Raw genomic sequence first — 16,848 nt, forward strand, 5'->3', positions numbered from 1 at the left:
TTTTATTGCGTTGAGATAACTGCTGTTATTTCATGTCTGCTAAGCCCGGATGGCGGAATTGGTAGACGCGCTGGTCTCAAACACCTGTGGGAAACCGTGCCGGTTCGACTCCGGCTCCGGGTACAAAAACCGCTTCGAAAGAAGCGGTTTTTTTGTTTTATTTTTTTTTCGAAGTTTAAGTGTTCAGTCGTGAAATATTATAAATAGCAGTAGGTTATGTGGTTACTGTATTTTTTAATAAGTTATATTTCTTTATATTATTATTAATATCAATAATATCAAGACTGATATAGCTATGGAAATTATGAAGCCGCTACCTATGTAATAATAAAGTGTGTTTTCTTTACTATCTATAGTTCTAATATTAATTCTACTCTTCTTAATTCTTGATTTTGGATCTGTCATCAAAAGTTTATTTTGTATCTTTTCTTTTACATCAAATTTCCAAATATTAAATTGTTTATACAATACCCACTTTTAGTGATATTTAGGTTTTTTTATGGTAAATAATTACAGACTGAAATTGTTAAAGAAATTGTAGTGCTGTTTTTCGTCACCACCTTTTTTATAATTGGCAAGCAACAACGTTTTTTTTATCTACACCTTTTTTATCACATAGGTCACAATTCCCCAAATGATCAGTTCGTTATCCTCTGTTACTTTTATTGGACTGTAATTTGAGTTTTCTGGCATAAGGTACAGGCAGTCTTTCTCTAGTTGAATTCGTTTTACAGTGAATTCACCGTCAACACAACAGATTGCGATTTTGTTGTTTTGCGGTTCCAGGCTTCGGTCCACAACCAAAACATCTTTATCATTGATACCTGCATCAATCATGGAATTGCCTTTGACCCTGATATAAAAAGTGGCCAATGGATTCTCGCTCAACTCCTTGTTTAGGTCAATGTTGTTTTCCATAAAGTCCGCAGCGGGCGAGGGAAACCCCGCCGAAACAGCATCAGTAATGAAGGGGATATTCAGTTCGCTTTCAAAATCGGGATGGAAAAATATCAGTTTTTGCTCTTTCTTTATTGGCATTTTATTTCGAGTATCTCTTTAAAGTTTGTTGTGTATTTTGGTGACAAATGGTTTTGATTCATGTTCCAGGTCAATCCTAAATTTTGGGTGGCCAATTTTACTTGAGTGTAGCCAATTTTTTTGTTGAGGTTGTCCATCACTTTCATCAAGGCTAAATGTTTTGGGTTTTCATCCTCAAACAGCAGGAACTGTTTCTTGTCCTCGTCGATTAATTCGCTTACTATTACCCCCGCTTTTTTAAACTTCAAATGCTCATTTCCATTATAAAGCTGTTTCAACATATCGATGGCCACATTCGAAATCGTCAAACTGGAATTTGTAGCATAGGGCAAGGTTATTACCATATTAAAATAATATTTTGAAGTCTCAACAGTATGCTTATCGATAACCAACATCACGATTATGGTGTGACAGCAGGATTTTTGTTTCCGCAACTTCTCGGCGCACACGGAGGCGAATGTTGTTATGCGTTCCCGCAGTAAATCAAAATCGGAAATTTGTTTGGGAAAGCTTCTGGTGACGGAAATGCTTTTCTTTTGATTTGGAATGGGTTCCAAATCCAATACCGATTTTCCCTCCAACTCATATTTCAACCGTAGCCCAATAACGCCCATTTCTTTTTTTATCCAAGCTTCATGCTGTGGCTGAATGAAATCGAATGCGGTAGTAATGTTACGCAGTTTTGCTTTTTTGGTGGTTCTGTATCCAATGCCCCAAACGTCCTCGATTTGGGTCCATTTCAAGGCTTTGATTCGTTTGTCGTCATCATCAATTACATACACGCCCGAGGTTCTGTCCTGAAATTTCTTGGCAATCTTGTTGGCGACTTTTGCCAAAGCTTTGGTTGGAGCAAAGCCAACACAAACCGGGATTCCTACCCATTTTTGAACCCGTTTTTTCATCTGGACACCATAATCATAATATCCGTCAATTGCCATTCCGTCAAAATTCATAAAGGCTTCATCGATACTATATATTTCGATATTGGGTGTGAATTGACCTAAAACCGACATCACTCTATGGCTCAAATCACCATAAAGAGCATAATTGGACGAAAATAATTTGACATTTTTTTCTCGGACCAAATCTTTGATCTGAAATGCTGGGGCTCCCATCGGGATTCCAACAGCTTTTGCCTCGTTGCTTCTGGAAATTACGCAGCCATCATTGTTTGACAATATAGCAACCGGCTTTCCGTTGAATTCCGGTTGGAAAACACGTTCGCAAGAGGCATAAAAATTATTGCAATCGACTAGAGCATACATAATGCAAAATTACTCAATAAGCCTTTAGGAGAGTTCGGAACTAAAATTAATTTTAGGGATTGTTGATAAGTAGTTTTGAGCAAACCATTTTCAATTTATAACTGTTTTTTACTTTTTTTCGAATGCTTAATTCACTAAAACCACAAGAAAATTTTAAATCACAGTTCTAGAATTGTATTAAATAAAACTTAATGTTTACCTATGAAGAAAATATATTATTTTATTTTTTGGATGCGTAATGTATAGATTTATAGATGATTAACGCTAAATAAATGGTTTGGAACCCTAAAACACGAAACCGTGATTTAAATCTTTGGCACGCAACTTGAATATACCTAATCAAATAAGTAAATAAGCGAAAGCCGAAAAGCTCAAGAGTAGGCAAAAATATAAATAACAATTATTATGAAAAAAATTACTTTTTTAGTAGCTAGTATCTTCTTATTTGGAGGTGGTATAGCAAACGCAACAGAGAAAAACAATTTTTCTCATGAACGTAGATTAGCTGTGGATTTTAGAAATGCTGAACCTATTGTGTTCGTAGAAAGAGGAGTTGAATTCTTCGTGTTTCCTGACGGCCAATTTGATTTTAATACACGTCCATCAACATCTAACGATGTATATCATAGGTCAGGTAGAAGTAGCGCAGTAAACAGAACGTATGGCGCACCATCTTCTTTTAGAAATGGAAATTATGGTGTAAAGGTGGAACACGATAATTTTGGTAGAGTTAGACGAATTGGAAACGTGTTTGTTAACTATGATTCTAATGATAGGATTAAACGAATTGGGTCTGTATACATGTCTTATAACCGTTTTGCATTAGAGCAAATAGGTGGTTTACAAATAATCTACAACCGTCGTGGTCAAATTATTGATATGGTAGGAAACGTAAAAGGAGGTAGAGGAAGCGAATATTCCCAAAACAATAATGGAAGTTATGATTATGGAAATAGTCAAAACTCAAATGATCAAGATTACGGTAACAACCAAAATACTAACGATCAAGATCAGTATTACTTTAAATCAACTGGTACAAAAACTAAGGATTCTAAAATATCTGGAAGTTTAGATATTCGAGTTGATAAAAGATAATAGATTTGATGCAAATGTTTATTAAAAAAGCCCCGTTGGTTCTAATACCAACGGGGCTTTTGCTTATATCAAAATCTTTATTTAGTCACATCCATCAACTCCACAACTGTCTCCGTCTTTAGTATCTAGATGAGTTATTTTTGAACCAAATTGTCCTTCTTTCCATACTTTTTCCAGTGTTTTTACAAAAGTCTCCTCATGTTGTGCTCCGGATACGGCATATTTATTATCGAATACAAAAAACGGTACACCTTGAACCCCTATGTTTCCTGCCATTTCTATATCCTGTTTTACGTCATTTGCATACGCATCAGAGTTTAATACTTCATTAATGGCTTCTGCATCAAGACCCACTTCCAGTCCAAGTTCGCTCAATGTTTTATTGTTATTTATGTTTTTACCATCTGTTAAGTAGGCTTTAAACAATAATTCTTCGAGCTCATGAGATAGTTTATGTTTTTTAGCCAAATGCAATAAACGATGCGCATTAAAAGAATTGGCCATAATCGCTTTTTCAAAATGAAAATCCAATCCCGAATTTTTAGCATTCTGCGTCATATTATCCATCATTTCTTTGGCCCATACTTTGTCTTTTCGGTATTTCTCTGCTAGATGATCCGTTAGATTATCATCCGCTGAAGCAACAAAATTGGCATCCAACTGGAAACTCTTCCATTCGATTTCAACGTTTTCTTTATGCGCAAATTGCTCTAATGCTCCTTCAATTCTTCTTTTTCCTATATAGCAATACGGACACATAATATCCGACCAGATTTGTATTTTTAATTTATTTTCCATTGTGATTGTGTTTTGAACGTCTTGTTGTTTGTATATACAAATGTATTAAAAACGTTTTGGAAATTAATACTGTTTGGGTTTTAATTGGGATTTGGGAATTTGTTAGACAGCTTCCGGTATTCTATAGTAAACAAAAAACCCATCAAAATTACTCTTGATGGGTTTTGTATATAAAGTTTAAAAATATTTTCTATGCCAATAAATCCAAGACTAAAGATGGAAACAAACCTAAAGCGATATTCAAAACAATCGCTATAATAGCCACTGCATAAATAACAACAGGAGTTCCTGTTCTCGTTTCGTTCGCCTCTTTAGTATACATCACCAGGATCAATTTAAAGTAGTAACCAACGCTTATAATCGAATTGATAACCGCAACGATAACTAATGCAATATAACCCGCTTCAATCGTTTGATTGAATAAAAACAGTTTAGCGAAGAATCCAGCAAAAATTGGAATACCAGCCATTGACAATAAAGAAGCGGTAAGAATAGCTGCTAATAATGGGTTGGTTTTTCCTAATCCGTGGAAATTGGTGATGTCTTCGTTTTCGTTGTTTTTACAAACATATAGTATTACACTAAAAGCAGCGATTCCAGCTAAAGCATAAGCAGATGTATAGTATAATAAAGTTCCAGCTGCATTAGCCGTACTTAATAAAGTCATCAACATAAAACCGGCATGTGAAATTCCTGAAAAAGCCAACATACGTTTTACGTTCACCTGACGCAATGCCATAATGTTTCCTACTGTCATTGAAGCCATAGAAACGATAACGATAACTAATTGGAAAGAACCTGAAAGATCAGCATTCATAATAGTTACTAACTTATATAAGGTAGCGATAGCAACTACTTTTGCCAATGTACTCATCAAAGCTGTTGTCAATGCAGGAGAACCTTCATAAACATCTGGTGCCCAAAAATGGAAGGGAACAGCTGCTATTTTGAAAAGCATTCCAACAAAAAGCAATACAATCCCGATAGGGAACCATACAGGCAATTCTGCTGAACTGGATAATTCACTGATTTCAATAACATCAAAGCTTCCCATAGCTCCGTATATTAAACAGATACCAAACAATATAATACCTGAAGCGAAAGATCCCATTAGGAAATATTTCAATCCTGCTTCGTTACTTTTTAAACTCGATCTGTCACTTGACGCCAAAACGTATAAAGCAATAGATAAAATTTCGATACCTAAAAAGAACATCGCTAAATTTCCAAAAGAAACCATTGCAACCGCACCTGCTAATAAAAATATTTTTATCGCAACAAAATCTGAGATTTTGGCTTGTTGGTGTTCGTAAAATTTATGACCTAATGTTATTAAGAAAATAGTTAGAATGATAAACAACCCAGAAAATGCAGTTGAAAATTTACTAACAATAATCATATTGTTGTAGTACGAATCAGGAGAATTAAATTCAGAGATATTAAGTCCAAGTACGGCCAATAATCCAATAATTGTTACTGGAATAATCGCTTTTCTTAAATCGATGATTTCAAATAAAAGGCATAAAACACCTAATCCTATTATAGCTATTAATGTATTCATATTTTGATTGTTTGATTTGGGATTTAAGAATTAGGATTTATTAGCTGCTAATCGTATAATTCTTTATGCCTAACCTTAATTTTTGATGTTGTTTTTTTCTTTTATTGTTCTTATTCCCGCTGAAAAAATGGCTACCAATTCATCGGCTTCTTTTATTAATCTTTCAAGCTCAATTGTATTACATTGTATTTCTAAACCTTTAATAAATTCTAACCAAAATAAACTTTCATCAGCTTCTTCATCAACGATTTTTAATTTATTTAAAAAATCAGCGTTTGATTTGCCTCTGCAAACTGCTCTATAATTAGCAGCAACTGATGAAGAGGATTTAAAGAGTTGGTAGGAAACCACATCAACCGCTTTGTTTTTCTCTAATTCCATTAGAAATTTAAACACATTTAATGCAAATGTTTTGGTGCGATTTTTAAGTTCTTCTTTAGTCATATCGTGATAATCCTAATTCTTAAATCCTTTAATCCTAAATTTATTTAATTCTATTAATTTGAGTTAAAATATTTTCCAAACTTGGTGTAATCAAATCTGTAATTGGTTTTGGATACATTCCAAAGAAAAACAAAACAGCAATGATTATTACCAAAGCAAGCCCTTCTTGAAAAGTAACCTCTGCAAATGGTTTTGTATTGGTTTCACCTAACATAACTTGTTGGTACATTTTCAACATATAGTAAGCTCCTAAAATAATCGTTGTTCCTCCTAAAAGTGCAAACCAAACATTTATTTGAGATAAGCTGTACAGTACCGTAAATTCTCCAACAAAGTTAAAAGTTGTTGGCAAAGCCACAGAGGCTAAAACCAAAATCATAAACATAGAGGCAAATTTTGGCGTTTGTGTACGAATACCACCCATTTCAGCAATTGCTCTAGTTTCATATCTTCTGAAAATAATTTCAGAGATAAAGAACAAACCAACAACCACAAAACCGTGAGCAATCATTTGTAATACTGCACCGCGCAATCCATCAAGTGTAAGTGTATAGGTTCCTGCAGCAATTAGACCCACGTGGGCTAATGAAGAGTAAGCCAATAATTTTTTCAAGTCTTTTTGTCTCAATGCTACAATAGAACCATAAATTACTCCTGCAATTCCAAGACTAATTAATATAGTTGAATGACCTTTTGCAGCTAATGGAGTAATAGGTAATTGCCAACGGATAACACTGTATAATCCCATTTTCAACATAATTCCTGAAAGTAACATAGTACCTACAGCAGGAGCTTTTTGGTACACATTTGCTTGCCAAGTATGAAAAGGAATCAATGGAATTTTAATGGCATACGCTAAAAAGAATGCAGCGAAAATCCAAATTTGTTCGTTTACTGTTAAGTCTAAATTATACAAATCTTCAATTAAGAAGCTACCTGCTTTTTGGTACATATATACAAAAGCAACTAACATAAATAAAGATCCTGCAAGTGTGTAGATAAAGAATTTCACCACTGCTTTTTTACGTTCTTCTGCATCACCATTACCCCAAATCAAGGCGATGAAGTAAATAGGTATTAAGGCTAATTCCCAGAAGATATAATATAAAAGACCATCAGAAGCTAAAAATGTTCCCACCATGGCAAAAGCCATAAATAAGATTAGTGCATAGAAAGCTTTTGCGTTTTTATAGTCATTCCCAAAAGAAGTGAATATGATAATTGGTGTCAATGCCGTTGTCAGTAATAACATAGCGATGGACAAACCATCAGCATGTAATGCAAAGGAAACATTGGGTTGGTTGATCCATTGGTTTATAAAACTAATGTTCTCACCTAAGTTGAAATGGTTTAACAATACAAGCGAACATCCTAAAGAAGCTAATCCAAAGAACAAAGCCACTTTTGAAGCCAGTTTGTCACCAGCGAAATAAGTTGCAAATGCGCCAACTAATAGTATAATTAATATAAGAGATACGTTCATATGATATGATTATTGAGCTAAAAATAAATAGGTTACAATGGCACAAAGTCCTAAAACAAAAGCAAAAAGGTAACGACCAATACTTCCGTTTTGTAATTTCTTTCCTTGAAAACCAATTTCGTTGGTTAATGTTCCTAATCCAAGTACTAATGAAGATAAAGACGTTTCTACAGTATCTCTAAAGAATCTTGATAATGCATTTGTTGTTTTTACAAATAATGCATCGTAGATTTCATCGATATAGTATTTATTGTAAAGAACTTTTGCAAAACCTGTAATAGCAGCATCCTCAGCCGGTACTTCATTTTGTTTGATATATTTAACATAAGCAATTACAATTCCAACTAATCCACCTATTACGGCAACAGTCATCAAGGCATATTCTGTAGTTCCAAAATGATGAGCTTCATGAGATGCTTTTGAAAATAAAGGGGCTAAATATCCATTCAACCAGCTATATGTTGGTAAACTAATCAAACCGCCCACTGTTGCTAAAATTGCCAAAACAATTAAAGGGAAAGTGATCAATGTAGGACTTTCATGTAAATGACTTTTTTGCTCTGCCGTTCCTCTAAATTCTTTGAAGAAAGTAAGGTATAATAAACGGAACATATAGAATGCAGTCATAAGTGATGCTAACGAAGCGATGAACCATAATACTTTGTTGTGTTCAAAAGCAACCATTAAGATTTCATCTTTCGAGAAAAATCCTGAAAATGGAGGGATTCCTGAAATGGCTAGTGAAGAGATTAAGAAAGTTATGAAAGTAATTCCCATCACTTTTTTCAAACCTCCCATTTTGCGCATGTCTTGTTCGCCATGTAAAGCGTGTATTACTGAACCTGAACCTAAGAACAAACAAGCTTTAAAGAAAGCGTGTGTGATTACGTGAAAAACGGCTACTTCATAAGCACCTAATCCCAAAGCCAGGAACATTAATCCCAATTGAGATACGGTAGAGTAGGCCAGTACTTTTTTGATATCGGTTTGTACCAATGCAATTGTAGCCGCTACCAGAGCGGTAACAGAACCAACAATAGCAATGATGTTTTGAACGTCTGGAGCTAAATCGAAAACGAAATTCAATCTCGTAATCATAAAGATACCTGCAGTTACCATCGTTGCAGCATGTATTAATGCAGAAACGGGTGTAGGTCCAGCCATTGCATCAGGCAACCAAGTGTACAATGGAATTTGTGCTGATTTTCCACAAGCTCCAATGAACAAAGCGAAAGCGGCAGCTGAAATCCAATATAAGTTTAAATCTGTTGCTCCAGCGATTGCTGTTTTTAAAGTAGCATAATCCAATGTCGAAAACATAGAACCCAAGATGAAAATCCCGATTAACAATCCTAAATCCCCAATACGGTTCATAATGAAAGCTTTCTTGGCCGCATCATTGAAATCTTGGTTTTTATGCCAGAACCCAATTAGCAAGTAAGAACAAAGTCCAACACCTTCCCAACCGATGAATAATACTAATAAGTTACTTCCAATTACCAAAGTAATCATAAAGAAGATAAACAAGTTTAAGTAAGCAAAGAACTTGTGCATATTCTCGTCATCATGCATATAGCTGATTGAGTACATATGAATCAATGAACCAATTCCAGTCACAAAAAGCAACCATAATATCGATAATTGGTCTAATTGAAATCCAAAATCAACTTTGAAATTGCTGATTTGAATCCAATCAAATAGTGAAATGTGGATTCCTTCAGGATTTGAAGAAATTACTCCAAAGAAATAAGCAGTCACGATAAAAGAAACCACAATTGTTAACGTCCCGATAAATCCAGAAGCTGATTTTCCGATGCTTTTTCCAAAGAAAATATTAAATAAAAATCCTAAAAAAGGAGCTAGTAATAAGAGTAAAGCTAAATTCGTATTCATTATAGTTTATCCTTTTAAGTTTTTTAAATTATTGATGTCAATCGAACCTAAATTTCTAAATATCGCTACCAGTATAGCAAGTCCTACTGCAACTTCAGCAGCGGCAACAGCCATAGAGAAGAATACAAAAACTTGTCCTTGTGCATCCTGATGATAAGTAGAGAATGCCACAAACAATAGGTTTACTGCATTCAGCATAATTTCGATAGACATAAATACGATGATGGCATTTCGTCTGTATAAAACTCCAAAGACTCCAATACAAAAAAGTATTACAGAAAGGAAAATATAGTTTTCGATGCCTATTTCATTTAAAATATTGTTCATTATTTCTCTGTTTTTTCTTTTTTAGACAATAGAACTGCACCAATCATAGCTACTAAAAGCAATATAGATGCAAATTCAAAAGGAACCATGTACTCATTTAAAAGTACTTTACCCAATATTTTTATCGATTGGTAATCTTCTCCTGTTATATCATATTCTCCAATAATAGGTTTAGAGTTGATGAAAACAGCTAGCAATACTAATGATATAAGACAAAAGGAAACAATAGCACCTAAACGTGTAATTCTTGGCTTATGTACTTCGTTTTCTTTATTCAGGTTCATTAACATGATGGTGAATAAAAACAAAATCATTATCGCCCCAGAATAAACAATTACGTGAACAAATGCTAAAAATTGAGAATTCAGTAATAAGTAATGTCCTGCTATAGAGAAAAAACAAATTACTAGATAAAGCGCACTGTGTATTGGGTTTCTACTAAAAATTGTCAAAAATGCAGTTGACAAAGTGATGGCTGCTAAAAAGCAAAATATAATAAGTATCGTCGACATTAGTTAGCGTTTTTAAGTTGAGCATTTTTCATTGCGATATCTAAAGGCATAACTAGTTTGTCTTTTCCAAAAATGAAATCTTCTCTGTTAGAACTAGAAGGAACCAATACTTTTGAAGTCGTTAAGTAAACCGCGTCTTTTGGACAAGCCTCTTCACACAAACCACAAAAAATACAACGCAACATATTGATTTCATATATTTCAGCGTATTTTTCTTCTCTGTATAAATGCTTCTCGTCCGCTTTACGTTCTCCCGCTTTCATTGTAATCGCTTCCGCAGGACATGAAAGTGCACATAAACCACAAGCTGTACAATTTTCTCTTCCTAGTTCATCACGTTTCAATTGATGTTGTCCACGGTAAACAGGGCTCATCTCACGTACTTGCTCTGGATACTGAATCGTAACTTTTCTTGTGAATAAATGTTTAATCGTAATGATCAAGCCTTTTACAATTGCAACAAGATACAATCTTTCCCAAAAGGTCATCTCTTTATTAGAGACTTGCTTTTTTCTTCCCGATAAGGATATGGTTTCTATTGACATTTTTTTTATTTTATTTGAAGCTATTTCCTGCTATCCGCTATATCCACGCCAAAAAGCGTGGGATGTCGCTGCTATCAGGGCTATTGCTTTTCTGTATAAATTATATTAATCCTAATTTATTCCCCCTTCGGGGGTTAGGGGGCTTAAAATCCTAAATAAGCTGCTATATCTGCTCTCAAAATTACAATTCCTGTAATGATTATATTGAAGATAGAAAGTGGGATTAATATTCTCCATCCTAAATGCATCAATTGGTCATATCTAAATCTTGGAATAGTCCATCTTACCCACATAAATATGAATATGAAACCACATATTTTAGTAAATAAAACACCAATTCCTATTACATTAGCAATGTTTACTCCCCAGTTTTCTACAGCCCAAGCCATTCCAGGATAGTTATATCCTCCAAAGAATAATACAGCTAATATTGTAGAAGAGATAAACATATTTGCATATTCAGCAAATAAGTAAAAACCCATTTTCATCGATGAATATTCAGTATGGTATCCACCTATTAATTCTGTTTCACATTCCGCTAAGTCAAATGGAGTTCTGTTTGCTTCTGCAAAAGAACAAATCAAGAAAATCAAGAAAGAAAGTGGTTGGTAAAATACATTCCAATGCATTCCCGGTTGTTGCGCTGAGATTTCTCTCAAACTCAAAGTTCCCGTCATCATCAACAATGCAATTATTGATAATCCCATGGCTACTTCATAAGAAACCATTTGTGATGCAGCACGAACCGCACCTATCAATGAGAATTTATTGTTAGAAGCCCATCCACCTATCATAATTCCGTAAACACCTATAGAAAGGATTGCGAAAATGTATAATAATGCATTATCAATATCTGTTGCTTGTAAAATAATGTCTCTTCCAAAAAGATGAAGTTTATCACCCCATGGAATTACGGCACTCGTCATCAAAGCTGTACTCATAGCAAGTGCAGGTCCTGCGAAGAATAAAAATCTATTTGGTGTATTTGGCTCAAATTCTTCTTTCGAAAATAATTTTAAACCATCGGCAAGGGGTTGTAAAATCCCTCCTTTACCTGCTCTGTTTGGACCAATACGGTCTTGAAGCCAAGCGGCAACTTTACGTTCGGCTAGAGTGGAATACATGGCCATAAGCATTGTAATTGCAAAAACTACAAGTATGATGACTCCTTTTTCTATTATAATAGTACTATCCATATTTTAAAGATTTCCGTGTTTAAAATTAGCCTCTTCATCTTTTTCTAATGGAATAGCAGGCATACTGATTTTAACTCGGTCTTGTTCGCGTCCTTTTAAAATTTGATCTTCAGTGTTTATAACAACAGTATCTAATTCCTGTGTGTAATTGTTTTGATTGATAACAGAATCTTTGTCAAATTCTCTTGGTCCTTCAATTACCCAGTCAGCAGTATCTTTGTGGTCAAAACGACAACCGTTACAAATGAATTCTTCTACCTCGTGATAAATATCTTTTCTACCGGTAACTCTTTGTATTTCGTCACCAAACATCCAAAGCGTTGTTTTGCCACAACATCCAGGAGTAGTACACTCTCTGTGTGCATTGTAAGGTTTGTTGAACCAAACTCTAGATTTGAATCTAAATGTTTTATCGGTTAACGCTCCCACTGGACATACATCGATCATATTTCCTGAAAATTCGTTATCGATAGCTTTAGAAATACAAGTTGATATGTTAGAATGATCTCCTCTGTCCATTACTCCGTGCACACGATCGTCTGTCAATTGATCAGCAACCATTACACAACGGTAACAAAGGATGCAACGATTCATATGCAATTGAATATTTGGACCTATATTTTCTGGTTCAAATGTTCTTTTTTCTTCTATGAAACGACTTTTTGCTTTTCCGTGTTCAAAACTTAAATCTTGTAAATCACATTCCCCAGCCTGATCACATACTGGACAGTCTAATGGGTGATTGATTAATAAAAATTCAGTTACAGATTCTCTGGCTTCTTTAACCCTGTCAGATGATTTACTGTTTATTTCCATACCATCCATGCATCCTGTAACACAGGAAGCCATTAGTTTTGGCATAGGTCTTGGATCGGCGTCACTTCCTTTTGCAACTTCCACTAAACAACAACGGCATTTTCCACCGCTCCCTTTTAGTTTAGAATAATAGCACATGGCTGGCGGAACACTTTCCCCACCAATCATTCTTGCAGCCTGCAAGATGGTTGTTCCTGCTTCTACTTCAATTTCCTGACCGTCTATTGTTACTTTCATTTCTTTTAAGTCTTAATGTCTTAATGTCGAATGTCTAAATGTCCTATTGTCTGGTGTCGAATCGATCGACTTTATGACTTTTGACTTTATGACTTTTGACTGTCATTTAAATATTTAATAAATCCACTCAATAATTTTGATATATCTGTAACATTTAAATATAATTCATCGAATTCTATCTTCGAAATATAATTTAAATCTAATGCCAAATATAACTGCGACCTGACTTCTCCGGCCGACGCTTTTGCAACATATAAAAAATAAACAAATTCTTTATCTGTATTTCTTTCGAATCCTTCAGCTATATTTGAAGAAATTGAAATTGATGCTCTTCTAATTTGTCTAACTAAATCGAAATCTTTTTTAAAATCTGAATTCTCAGTTATTTCATAAATTCTTTTATTAAATAATCTAGATTTCTGCCAAGAATTAATTTCTTCAAAAGAGTTAAACTTACCCATTCTTGTTTACGTTATGACTTTTGACTTTGAGACATTTAGACTACTAAAAGGCTCAGTAGTAAAGTGATCTCTGTTTTTTATTCTTTCCGGGAAACGTACATGGTACTCAAATTCTTCTCTAAAATGACGAATAGCTGCTGCTACTGGCCATGAAGCCGCGTCACCTAGTGGACAAATTGTGTTTCCTTCAATTTTACTTTGAATGCTCCAAAGCAAATCGATATCTTCTTCACGACCGTGACCGTTTTCGATACGGTGTAATACTTTCTCTAACCATCCTGTTCCTTCACGACAAGGCGAACATTGTCCACAACTTTCATGGTGATAAAAACGAGCGAAATTCCAAGTATTGCGTACAATACAAGAAGTGTCATTATATACAATGAATCCACCTGAACCTAACATTGATCCAGTTGCAAATCCACCATCACTTAATGATTCGTATGACATTAAACGGTCTTCACCATTTGCAGTTTTATAAATTAAATCAGCTGGTAAAACAGGCACTGATGATCCTCCAGGAATCAAGGCTTTCAAAGGTCGGTCTGAACTCATTCCGCCTAAGTACTCATCTGAATTCATAAATTCGTAAACACTTAATCCCAATTCAATTTCATAAACACCAGGATTTTTGATATGCCCAGATGCAGAGATTAATTTGGTACCAGTCGATCTACCAATTCCGATTTTTGCATACTCATCACCTGAATTGTTTACAATCCAAGGCACTGATGCAATAGTTTCCACATTGTTTACTACAGTTGGATTTGACCACAATCCAGAAACTGCTGGAAATGGTGGCTTGATACGAGGATTTCCTCTTTTTCCTTCTAATGATTCAATTAATGCAGTCTCTTCACCACAAATATAAGCTCCGGCACCACAATGAACATAAAGTTCTAAATCGTAACCTGTTCCTAATATATTTTTTCCTAACCAACCTGCAGCTTTCGCTTCAGCAATGGCTCTTTCCAGAATTTTATAAACCCACATGTATTCTCCACGAATGTAGATGTATGATAGGTTAGCACCCAAAGCAAAACTAGAGGTAATCATTCCTTCGATCAATAAGTGAGGAATAAATTCCATCAAATAACGGTCTTTGAAAGTCCCTGGTTCTGATTCATCGGCATTACAAACCAAATGTCTTGGTTTTCCTGATTTTTTATCAATAAAACTCCACTTCATTCCAGCTGGGAATCCAGCACCACCACGACCACGTAGTCCTGATTTTTTTACTTCTTCAACAACTTCATCAGGAGTCATTGCCTTCATCGCTTTTTCTACAGAAGCATAACCACCATTTTGGCGATATACTTCATAAGTTTTGATTCCTGGAACGTTTATTTTATCTAATAATATTTTTTTTGACATCTTATTTATCTTGTAATATTATTTTTCCTTCTTTACAATCAGTGATTAGCTGATCCATTTTTTCTGGTGTTAGGTTTTCTTTGTAGAAATCACCTAATTGTAACATTGGTGCATAACCACAAGCCCCAAGACATTCTACACCTACAACTTGGAACAATCCATCTGAAGTGATTTCACCTTCTTTAACGCCTAATTTATCACAGGTGTAATCCATTAAGTTTTCAGTACCGTTAAGACAACAAGGGGAAGTTCTGCAAAATTCGAACATGAATTTTCCAATTGGTTTCAAATTATACATAGTATAAAACGAGGCTACTTCGTAAACTTCAATGGGTTTGATTTCAAGGATTTCAGCTACTTTGTCCATTAATTCAATACTCAACCAATTGTCGTGAGCATCCTGAACTTCATGTAAAACAGGTAATAAAGCTGATTTTCTTTTGTCAGAAGGGTAATGGCTGATTAATTCATTGATGCGATTCATCAATGTTTCAGTCATGTTTATGTTTTGTTTTTGATCTGTATGTATCATAATTTATGCGTCTAATTCTCCAGCAATTACATTCAAACTTGATAAAATCACAATAGCATCTGAAAGCATTGCTCCTTTAATCATTTCTGGATACGCTTGGTAATAAATAAAACAAGGTCTGCGGAAATGCAATCTATATGGGGTTCTGCTTCCGTCAGTAACTAAGTAGAAACCTAATTCTCCGTTACCGCCTTCAACAGCGTGATATATTTCGGCTACTGGAACTGGAATTTCACCCATTACAATTTTGAAATGATAGATAAGCGACTCCATATTAGTGTAAACATCTTCTTTTGGAGGTAAATAATAGTCAGGAACATCCGCATGGAATTCATTTCCTTCTGGCATTTTTGCTAATGCTTGACGGATGATGCTTAAACTTTCCCAAACTTCTGCATTACGAACACAAAAACGGTCGTAAGTATCACCTGATTGTCCTACTGGAACACTAAATTCAAAATCTTCGTATGAACTGTATGGTTGTGCCACACGAACATCATAATCTACACCTGCCGCACGTAAGTTTGGCCCTGTAAATCCGTATGAAACGGCTTTCTCAGCTGATATTGGCCCTACATTAACTGTACGGTCAATGAAAATTCTATTTCTTTCGAATAAGTTTTCAAATTCTTTCCAAGCTGCAGGAAATTCTTCTAAAAACACATCTAGTTTTCTAAAAGCTTCAGGAGACCAGTCTCTTTCGAAACCACCTATTCTACCCATATTTGTAGTTAAACGAGCACCACAAATTTCTTCGTAGATTTCGTATACTTTTTCCCTGAATTGGAAAACATAAAGGAAGCCTGTATAAGCTCCAGTATCCACTCCTAAGATCGAGTTACAAATGATGTGATCCGTAATTCTCGCCAATTCCATTACGATAACTCTTAAATATTGAGCTCTCTTTGGAACTTCAACACCTAATAATTTTTCCAATGTCATCCACCATCCCATATTGTTAATAGGAGAGGAGCAATAGTTTAATCTATCTGTAAGGGGTGTGATTTGGTAAAAAGGACGGTTTTCAGCAATTTTTTCAAAAGCACGGTGAATGTAACCAACGGTTGGTTCAGCATCCAAAATGCGTTCTCCATCCATCAATAGTATATTCTGGAAAATACCATGGGTTGCTGGGTGAGTAGGACCTAAATTTAGAATTGAAAGTTCACTTCCGTCTTCATTTAGCTTCTCTTTTATTATTTTAGCATATCTATGCTCTGGTGGTAATAATAGTTCTGACATTTATAGAATGTGAAAAATTATATATTGTG

17 protein-coding genes and 1 tRNA gene are annotated in these 16,848 nt (G+C 34.8%); 2 read left to right on the forward strand and 16 right to left on the reverse strand.

Annotated features, from left to right (window positions below; genetic code table 11):
* Positions 1–43: 43 nt before the first annotated feature.
* A tRNA-Leu gene (locus FLAK523_RS04715) sits at positions 44–123 on the forward strand.
* Between the two features lie 474 nt (positions 124–597).
* Here the strand turns inward: FLAK523_RS04715 and FLAK523_RS04720 are convergent.
* Positions 598–1,038, reverse strand: a complete 441-nt coding sequence (locus FLAK523_RS04720) for a LexA family transcriptional regulator (protein WP_248907087.1) — start codon at positions 1,036–1,038, stop codon at positions 598–600.
* Positions 1,029–2,303, reverse strand: coding sequence for a Y-family DNA polymerase (locus tag FLAK523_RS04725; protein WP_248907089.1), 1,275 nt, complete (start codon positions 2,301–2,303; stop codon positions 1,029–1,031). The genes FLAK523_RS04720 and FLAK523_RS04725 overlap by 10 nt, the downstream gene beginning before the upstream one ends.
* A 405-nt stretch (positions 2,304–2,708) precedes the next feature.
* Here FLAK523_RS04725 and FLAK523_RS04730 point away from each other — a divergent pair, with 405 nt between their 5' ends.
* Positions 2,709–3,398, forward strand: a complete 690-nt coding sequence (locus FLAK523_RS04730) for a hypothetical protein (protein WP_248907091.1) — start codon at positions 2,709–2,711, stop codon at positions 3,396–3,398.
* An 81-nt stretch (positions 3,399–3,479) separates the two neighbouring features.
* Here the strand turns inward: FLAK523_RS04730 and FLAK523_RS04735 are convergent, their stop codons facing one another.
* From FLAK523_RS04735 to FLAK523_RS04800, 14 genes are all read right to left on the reverse strand, one after another.
* A complete protein-coding gene (locus FLAK523_RS04735) occupies positions 3,480–4,196 on the reverse strand; it encodes a DsbA family protein (RefSeq protein ID WP_248907093.1) in 717 nt (238 codons plus the stop codon).
* A gap of 190 nt (positions 4,197–4,386) precedes the next feature.
* Positions 4,387–5,757: an NADH-quinone oxidoreductase subunit N gene (locus FLAK523_RS04740; RefSeq protein ID WP_248907095.1), complete on the reverse strand. Its 1,371-nt coding sequence runs from the start codon at positions 5,755–5,757 to the stop codon at positions 4,387–4,389.
* Between the two features lie 75 nt (positions 5,758–5,832).
* A complete protein-coding gene (locus FLAK523_RS04745) occupies positions 5,833–6,138 on the reverse strand; it encodes a four helix bundle protein (protein ID WP_248907097.1) in 306 nt (101 codons plus the stop codon).
* 103 nt (positions 6,139–6,241) lie between these two features.
* Entirely contained in the window at positions 6,242–7,684 is a 1,443-nt protein-coding gene (locus tag FLAK523_RS04750; RefSeq protein ID WP_248907099.1) for a NuoM family protein, read from the reverse strand.
* 9 nt (positions 7,685–7,693) lie between these two features.
* Entirely contained in the window at positions 7,694–9,577 is a 1,884-nt protein-coding gene (nuoL, locus tag FLAK523_RS04755) for an NADH-quinone oxidoreductase subunit L (RefSeq protein ID WP_248907101.1), read from the reverse strand.
* Between the two features lie 6 nt (positions 9,578–9,583).
* Entirely contained in the window at positions 9,584–9,904 is a 321-nt protein-coding gene (nuoK, locus tag FLAK523_RS04760; RefSeq protein ID WP_248907103.1) for an NADH-quinone oxidoreductase subunit NuoK, read from the reverse strand.
* Complete coding sequence (locus FLAK523_RS04765) at positions 9,904–10,416, reverse strand: NADH-quinone oxidoreductase subunit J (protein WP_248907105.1); 513 nt, start codon at positions 10,414–10,416, stop codon at positions 9,904–9,906. The genes nuoK and FLAK523_RS04765 overlap by 1 nt, the downstream gene beginning before the upstream one ends.
* Positions 10,416–10,961 carry an NADH-quinone oxidoreductase subunit I gene (locus FLAK523_RS04770; RefSeq protein ID WP_248907107.1) on the reverse strand — a complete coding sequence of 182 codons (546 nt, stop codon included), beginning with the start codon at positions 10,959–10,961 and terminating at the stop codon, positions 10,416–10,418. Before FLAK523_RS04770 ends, FLAK523_RS04765 begins: the two co-directional genes overlap by 1 nt.
* A gap of 143 nt (positions 10,962–11,104) precedes the next feature.
* Positions 11,105–12,157 (reverse strand): NADH-quinone oxidoreductase subunit NuoH, encoded by a 1,053-nt coding sequence (gene nuoH / locus FLAK523_RS04775; RefSeq protein ID WP_248907109.1) that lies wholly within the window; start codon positions 12,155–12,157, stop codon positions 11,105–11,107.
* A gap of 3 nt (positions 12,158–12,160) precedes the next feature.
* Positions 12,161–13,210: a 2Fe-2S iron-sulfur cluster-binding protein gene (locus FLAK523_RS04780; RefSeq protein ID WP_248907111.1), complete on the reverse strand. Its 1,050-nt coding sequence runs from the start codon at positions 13,208–13,210 to the stop codon at positions 12,161–12,163.
* An 86-nt stretch (positions 13,211–13,296) separates the two neighbouring features.
* Positions 13,297–13,671 carry a four helix bundle protein gene (locus tag FLAK523_RS04785; RefSeq protein WP_248907113.1) on the reverse strand — a complete coding sequence of 125 codons (375 nt, stop codon included), beginning with the start codon at positions 13,669–13,671 and terminating at the stop codon, positions 13,297–13,299.
* A gap of 6 nt (positions 13,672–13,677) precedes the next feature.
* Complete coding sequence (gene nuoF / locus FLAK523_RS04790) at positions 13,678–15,045, reverse strand: NADH-quinone oxidoreductase subunit NuoF (RefSeq protein WP_248907114.1); 1,368 nt, start codon at positions 15,043–15,045, stop codon at positions 13,678–13,680.
* Between the two features lies 1 nt (position 15,046).
* A complete protein-coding gene (locus tag FLAK523_RS04795) occupies positions 15,047–15,577 on the reverse strand; it encodes an NAD(P)H-dependent oxidoreductase subunit E (RefSeq protein WP_248907116.1) in 531 nt (176 codons plus the stop codon).
* A gap of 3 nt (positions 15,578–15,580) precedes the next feature.
* Complete coding sequence (locus FLAK523_RS04800) at positions 15,581–16,819, reverse strand: NADH-quinone oxidoreductase subunit D (RefSeq protein WP_248907118.1); 1,239 nt, start codon at positions 16,817–16,819, stop codon at positions 15,581–15,583.
* Positions 16,820–16,848 lie beyond the last annotated feature (29 nt).

This window comes from Flavobacterium sp. K5-23, from assembly GCF_023278045.1.
Classification (GTDB): domain Bacteria; phylum Bacteroidota; class Bacteroidia; order Flavobacteriales; family Flavobacteriaceae; genus Flavobacterium.

What these genes read in the sequence shown, in the direction of transcription:
- FLAK523_RS04720 (WP_248907087.1), bottom strand. Translation starts at nt 1,038, where the DNA reads ATGCCAATAAAGAAAGAGCAAAAACTGATATTTTTCCATCCCGATTTT.
- FLAK523_RS04725 (WP_248907089.1), bottom strand. Translation starts at nt 2,303, where the DNA reads ATGTATGCTCTAGTCGATTGCAATAATTTTTATGCCTCTTGCGAACGT.
- FLAK523_RS04730 (WP_248907091.1), top strand. Translation starts at nt 2,709, where the DNA reads ATGAAAAAAATTACTTTTTTAGTAGCTAGTATCTTCTTATTTGGAGGT.
- FLAK523_RS04735 (WP_248907093.1), bottom strand. Translation starts at nt 4,196, where the DNA reads ATGGAAAATAAATTAAAAATACAAATCTGGTCGGATATTATGTGTCCG.
- FLAK523_RS04740 (WP_248907095.1), bottom strand. Translation starts at nt 5,757, where the DNA reads ATGAATACATTAATAGCTATAATAGGATTAGGTGTTTTATGCCTTTTA.
- FLAK523_RS04745 (WP_248907097.1), bottom strand. Translation starts at nt 6,138, where the DNA reads ATGGAATTAGAGAAAAACAAAGCGGTTGATGTGGTTTCCTACCAACTC.
- FLAK523_RS04750 (WP_248907099.1), bottom strand. Translation starts at nt 7,684, where the DNA reads ATGAACGTATCTCTTATATTAATTATACTATTAGTTGGCGCATTTGCA.
- nuoL (WP_248907101.1), bottom strand. Translation starts at nt 9,577, where the DNA reads ATGAATACGAATTTAGCTTTACTCTTATTACTAGCTCCTTTTTTAGGA.
- nuoK (WP_248907103.1), bottom strand. Translation starts at nt 9,904, where the DNA reads ATGAACAATATTTTAAATGAAATAGGCATCGAAAACTATATTTTCCTT.
- FLAK523_RS04765 (WP_248907105.1), bottom strand. Translation starts at nt 10,416, where the DNA reads ATGTCGACGATACTTATTATATTTTGCTTTTTAGCAGCCATCACTTTG.
- FLAK523_RS04770 (WP_248907107.1), bottom strand. Translation starts at nt 10,961, where the DNA reads ATGTCAATAGAAACCATATCCTTATCGGGAAGAAAAAAGCAAGTCTCT.
- nuoH (WP_248907109.1), bottom strand. Translation starts at nt 12,157, where the DNA reads ATGGATAGTACTATTATAATAGAAAAAGGAGTCATCATACTTGTAGTT.
- FLAK523_RS04780 (WP_248907111.1), bottom strand. Translation starts at nt 13,210, where the DNA reads ATGAAAGTAACAATAGACGGTCAGGAAATTGAAGTAGAAGCAGGAACA.
- FLAK523_RS04785 (WP_248907113.1), bottom strand. Translation starts at nt 13,671, where the DNA reads ATGGGTAAGTTTAACTCTTTTGAAGAAATTAATTCTTGGCAGAAATCT.
- nuoF (WP_248907114.1), bottom strand. Translation starts at nt 15,045, where the DNA reads ATGTCAAAAAAAATATTATTAGATAAAATAAACGTTCCAGGAATCAAA.
- FLAK523_RS04795 (WP_248907116.1), bottom strand. Translation starts at nt 15,577, where the DNA reads ATGATACATACAGATCAAAAACAAAACATAAACATGACTGAAACATTG.
- FLAK523_RS04800 (WP_248907118.1), bottom strand. Translation starts at nt 16,819, where the DNA reads ATGTCAGAACTATTATTACCACCAGAGCATAGATATGCTAAAATAATA.